The sequence below is a fragment of the Oleiphilus sp. HI0061 genome, from assembly GCF_001635675.1.
Genome location: NZ_LWFE01001160.1, coordinates 1 through 5,308 on the forward strand (window position 1 = coordinate 1; position 5,308 = coordinate 5,308).

Annotated in this window: 5 protein-coding genes and 1 pseudogene; 2 read left to right on the forward strand and 4 right to left on the reverse strand. The window is 45.5% G+C overall.

The genetic code is table 11. The features are described 5' to 3' along the window. Nucleotides 1-35 precede the first annotated feature (35 nt). Both A3735_RS17555 and A3735_RS17560 read left to right on the forward strand, forming a co-directional pair. Entirely contained in the window at nt 36-452 is a 417-nt protein-coding gene (locus A3735_RS17555; protein ID WP_082865504.1) for a MarR family winged helix-turn-helix transcriptional regulator, read from the forward strand. A 16-nt stretch (nt 453-468) separates the two neighbouring features. Then, complete coding sequence (locus tag A3735_RS17560; RefSeq protein WP_068507593.1) at nt 469-909, forward strand: hotdog fold domain-containing protein; 441 nt, start codon at nt 469-471, stop codon at nt 907-909. 418 nt (nt 910-1,327) lie between these two features. On the opposite strand, the gene A3735_RS17565 is transcribed toward A3735_RS17560, so the two are convergent. The 4 genes and pseudogenes from A3735_RS17565 to A3735_RS17580 all read right to left on the reverse strand — a co-directional run. After that, nucleotides 1,328-2,743: an amidase gene (locus tag A3735_RS17565; protein WP_068514359.1), complete on the reverse strand. Its 1,416-nt coding sequence runs from the start codon at nt 2,741-2,743 to the stop codon at nt 1,328-1,330. Nucleotides 2,744-2,757: 14 nt separating this feature from the next. Continuing rightward, nucleotides 2,758-4,212 carry a decarboxylating NADP(+)-dependent phosphogluconate dehydrogenase gene (gene gnd, locus A3735_RS17570; RefSeq protein ID WP_068514356.1) on the reverse strand — a complete coding sequence of 485 codons (1,455 nt, stop codon included), beginning with the start codon at nt 4,210-4,212 and terminating at the stop codon, nt 2,758-2,760. A gap of 24 nt (nt 4,213-4,236) precedes the next feature. Continuing rightward, the gene (pgl, locus tag A3735_RS17575) at nt 4,237-5,001 is read right to left on the reverse strand and encodes a 6-phosphogluconolactonase (protein WP_197469694.1); all 765 of its coding nucleotides are present in this window, start codon (nt 4,999-5,001) and stop codon (nt 4,237-4,239) included. A 31-nt stretch (nt 5,002-5,032) separates the two neighbouring features. Continuing rightward, nucleotides 5,033-5,308 (reverse strand): annotated as a pseudogene (locus A3735_RS17580) (hypothetical protein); the annotation flags it as partial.

The window sequence follows — 5,308 nt, forward strand, 5'->3', positions numbered from 1 at the left end:
TATGAACTATATAACTACTAGACAAGGAATCGACAGTGGATAAAAGGTTATTCTTTCTGATCAACATGGCTCAGCACCGAATGTTTAAGTTTGCAGATACCCAGTGCGAGCAACGCCTGGGGATTCCAGTCACTCAAGCTGCTGCACTGATGTTCATTGCTAAAAATGAAGGCTGTTTACAGAAAACGCTGTCACAAGCATTGGGTTTGAATAACTCTGCAGTCACCGGTTTGGTTGGCCGAATGCAAAAGAACGGCATTATTGAGCGCAAAGGATGTGCCGAAGACGGCAGAGCATCAAGGTTATTTTTGTCTGACGAGGGTAAAAATAAATTACCGATACTCTACCCACTTATCCAGCAAGTAAACGAGAAGCTCAGTGAAGAATTTTCAGAAGAAGAGCTTGAAACCGTCAGTCGCTTCCTAAACAAGGTGATCGACATTTTTAAATAAGTACGCGGTATTCAATATGAGTCAATTTCTAGCAATGTTCCAACAAATGGGCCCAGAGATGTTTTCGAAGGGCGTTGCTCAAATCGCACCTTACTTTGGGACAATTGACCCAGAAGTCATTGACCTTAAACCAGGCTATTGTGAAGTTAGCTTGAAAAACCAAAAGAAGGTGCACAACCATATCGGTACCGTTCATGCCATTGCAATGTGTAACGCTGCTGAATTAGCAGGCGGTATGACAACTGACGTCTCGATTCCCGCTGGTGCCCGATGGGTTCCTCAAGGTATGACTGTTGAATATATCGCAAAAGCTAAAACAGACCTTAAAGTTGTGTGTGAAGCGGCAGACGTCGATTTTTCACAGGAAGGCAAGGTAGTCGTGCCCGTAGCAGCGTATGACACAGAAGGAACCAAGTGCTTTACCGCTGATATTACGATGAATGTGAAGCATAAGTAGGTTGATTGCTCCGCCCATTCTTTAAACATAGGCAGAGGATTCCATTCCCTCGCAGGATCAACCCTTGCTTGCCCGTCTGCGAGCCGTGGAAGACTCTGCCTACAATCAATCAGTCTTAATAATCGTCGTTAACTGGATAGGCGATTGAACCAGCTTCTCTTTACCCTCAATCATTGGATAAAATACATAATAACCTTTGTCAGGTACTGAAGTAACCTTCCCTCCTTTTATGTAGAAAGGTTTATCAAAGCCCTGAATATGAACCTCATAATCCCCCCCCTAACATCGTATCCATCGTTCGACTGGCATTGTTAATTTTGTCGCAAGCACTCAAGCCTGCAAGCAACAATACAGTGACTAATATGCCAAACACCTTTTTCATACCTCGATCCCTTTCTTCATCATACTCGTTGTTAATTCAATATTTATTCAACACAAAAGGCACTGCTTCCTCAATCTCAAAAGCCAACTCAAGCAAGCGTTTATCTTCTCCAAACTGTGCAAAGAACTGGACGCCAACAGGCACCTGTTTTTGACTAACGCCAATAGGCAAAGCAATCGAAGGCGCGCCCGAGACATTGTGAATCGCACAATAAGGTACAAAATGCTTTAGGCGCTCTATAGCACTTTCAAATTCTACGTCAGGCGCAAGATAGCCTATTTTCGGCGGTGGGTGCCCTAAAACTGGCGATAACATAAGGTCATAGTTAGCCATTTCTTGTTGATAAACATTAGTAAAACCCAGTAAGCGTTTAATCGCTAAAGGCGCTTTAAGTATATGTTTTCGGAAGTGCTTACTTAACCCAAGGGTCAGCGGTTCGAGCTTTTTCTTATTTAACTTAGTACCAAACAGAACGCTACCTGTTGTAGAAAAAATCGACGCCATCATTCCCCAATAGAGCAAGAAGTCGTCCCCAAAAGCAGGGTCAAATGGAAACGAAACTTCTTCCACATCATGCCCTAAATCACTGCATATTCTGGCCGCCTGATGCACGGCTGCCGCATTGTCTGAATCACTATAAAGATGGCCAGGGCCATCTGTATAAAAGCCGATTCTAAGTCGCTTTTTAGCGGGGCCGGTGATTTCACCCAGCGCAGGTAGTTTTCGGTTGAGATAAAACTTTTCAGCTTCGGAATAAAACATCGCCGTATCGCGAACACTACGGCTTAGAATTCCCTGGTGCCCCAAATTGATAGGTAATAAATGGGACCCTTTCATATCGACTAAGCGACTTCTTGTAGGCTTCAGCCCTATTAGCCCGCAACATGCCGCAGGTATTCTGATAGAACCACCGCCATCATTCCCATGAGCAAAGGGCACAACGCCAGCTGCAACCATGGCGGCAGATCCGCCGGATGAACCGCCAGTTGAACGCTCAAGGTTCCACGGGTTAGAAGTCGAGCCAAAATAACTAGACTCAGTCGTAGCCGTTAAGCCAAACTCAGGCATTCGAGTTTTTCCTAGGGGCACGACGCCTAGCGACAGGAATTGACGTACGAAATCTGAAGATTTTGCTGCGGGTTTAGGTTTTAACGCTGCGGAACCATGAGCGGAGGGCACTCCGTTAAAGTCGTCATTATCTTTAATAAAGCTAGGGACACCGGAAAAATACCCTGAATTAGGCAACAATGCGTACCGTCGAGCCCTGTCATACATTTCCACAGCAAGACTGTTTAGGCTCGGCTCAACATGCATCGCGCGACTAATACTCGCTTCAACCGCCTCTTGGGCCGATATTTCTCTTTTACGAACCCTTTCGGCAATTCCTACTCCATCGAGTTCACCTAGAACATCTTCTGTATAGGCATTAATTGTTTTCGCCGATGGAATCATGCTGCGCTCATATATTAGGCATTGTATTGGCTGGAGGATACCGCTCCACCACTTCCAATCCAGTCCGTATGGAAAAACTCGCCTCGATCTCTATCAACCCGTTCATAAGTATGCGCACCGAAGTAATCACGTTGCGCTTGCAGCATATTTGCTGGCAATCTTCCGCAGGTGAAGGCATCAAAGAAAGACAAGCCTGACGCGGTACATTGCATTGGTAGCCCGATTTCAATCGCTTTACCCAAAACCCTGCGCCAGGAAGGAAGTGACTGCTTCAATAATTGTTGAAAATAGTCATCGATTCCTAAGAAAGAGAGCTCAGGGTTCTTTATAAAGGCGTCACGAATATTCTCTAGAAAACGACTTCGGATAATGCAACCTCCTCGCCACATTAAAGCAATATTCCCGAAGTTCAGATTCCAATCCAAGTTGTTTGAAACTTGCTTCATTAACATGAAACCTTGAGCATAAGAGATGATCTTAGACGCCAATAAGGACTCTCTCAACGCTTCAAGCCAATCGTCCTTATCTCCACCAACACTAGATATCTCACGCGCGAAAGCTGTTTCAGCAGCGATTCGCTCTTCTTTGAAACTGGAGATATATCGTGCAAAGACCGACTCACTAATCAAGCTCAAAGGTACACCGTTTTCAAGTGCGCTATTTGCAGTCAGTTTACCGGTTCCTTTCTGCCCTGCCGTATCAAGAATGCTCTCTACTAAGGGCTGCCCATCTTCATAAAAGCCAAGAATATTGGCTGTTATTTCAACTAAATAACTATCTAACTCTGTTTTATTCCATGCCGAGAAACTTTTCTGCATTTCAGGGTGATTCAAATTCAACCCACTCTTCATAAAATGATAAGCCTCAGAGATGAGCTGCATATCACCATATTCGATGCCATTGTGAACCATTTTCACAAAATGCCCTGCACCGCCCGAGCCAACCCAGTCGCAGCAAATTTCACCAGCATCGGTGCGCGCCGCAATAGCCTGAAATATAGGCTTTACTAGCGGCCAGGCTCGCTCATCACCACCAGGCATGATAGACGGCCCATAACGTGCACCTTCTTCACCACCGGAAACACCGATACCGAGATAGTGAATATTTTTTTCAGATAATGACTCTACTCGTCGAGCCGTGTCTCGATAGTCGGAGTTGCCCCCATCAATAATGACATCACCATCATCTAGCAAAGGAAGTAGCTGTTCAATGTAGGCATCCACCACCTCACCAGCTTTTACCATTAACATCACTTTACGAGGCGAGGAGAGCTTCGCCAGCATATCCTCAAGGCTATTTGCACCTTGTATTAGCGTATCAGCAGCAAGACCCTTGATAAACTCGGATACTTTGCTCTGCGTTCGGTTATACGCAACGACCCTGACACCGTGGTCATTCATATTCAGAACCAGGTTTTGCCCCATTACCGCTAGACCAATGACTGCAATGTCTGCTTTGTTATCCGCCATAATTATCCCTCGACTATTTCTTGTTTAATGCTCGCTAAGTTTAGCTGCCGATTCCGCATCTAAATACCACTCAACACACCCTGAGCTTGCAATAATTCGTGAAAAAATATTGGCTGCCGGGTAGCTTTTAGAGACTTCTGCCTGATCGACTATTTCTCGCACGACACTTGCCTTACTCTTACCCAAGGCAATAAATGTCACTCTCTTGGCACATGATATGACTGAAGCACTTAGCGAGATTCGCTCCTGCTTGGAGCTTGGTTGAGTCGCCTGAACGGCACTCTGAGCACAGTCGTAATCTGTTTGGCCAGGAAACAATGAGGCAGTATGTCCATCTTCCCCAATACCCAGCATAACCCAATCAAAAATAGGAAAGGCATTCACTCCATCAGATACTGATGGCAGACAAGCCAGCATTTCATCTTTGAATTCGATCAAGGCTTTTTCTTGCGCTAATTCACCATGAATGGGATGAATGTTACTCGCTGGAATTAGCACATGGCTAAACAACAGCCGCATGGCTTCACCATAATTGCTTTGCTCATCATTAGCCGACACACAACGTTCATCTCCCCACCAGAAATGTAAGTTCCGCCAAAGAATGCTATTTGCGTAATCACTGTGGGCTATGTAGCCAAAAATATGTTTGGGCGTTGTCCCGCCCGATAAAGCGATATGGATATCGGCGCCAGATTGGCTCAGAGCCAGCCACTGTTTGGCCACTACCTCTGCAAGCTCATCAGCTGATTCATAAATGCTTATAATAGAACCATCACTACTCGCATTCATACTGCCCCCTGCTTAAGAATTTTTTATCTCGCTATAACTCACAATAATGAGTATTGGCTAAATTTTTACACGGAAAACGCCAGGTACGGCCATCACGCCGAAGAAGGCTCTCGGCTTCTTTCGGCCCCCATGTACCACTCGCATAACCATGCAAGGCATGGTCGCCAGCTTGATATTTCAGAATAGGCTCGACAAACTGCCAACAGGATTGCACGGCGTCGCTACGAGCAAATAAGGTGGCATCGCCATTCAGTGCATCCAGTAACAAGCGCTCATAGGCATTCAGAATGCGTACACCATCACCTTC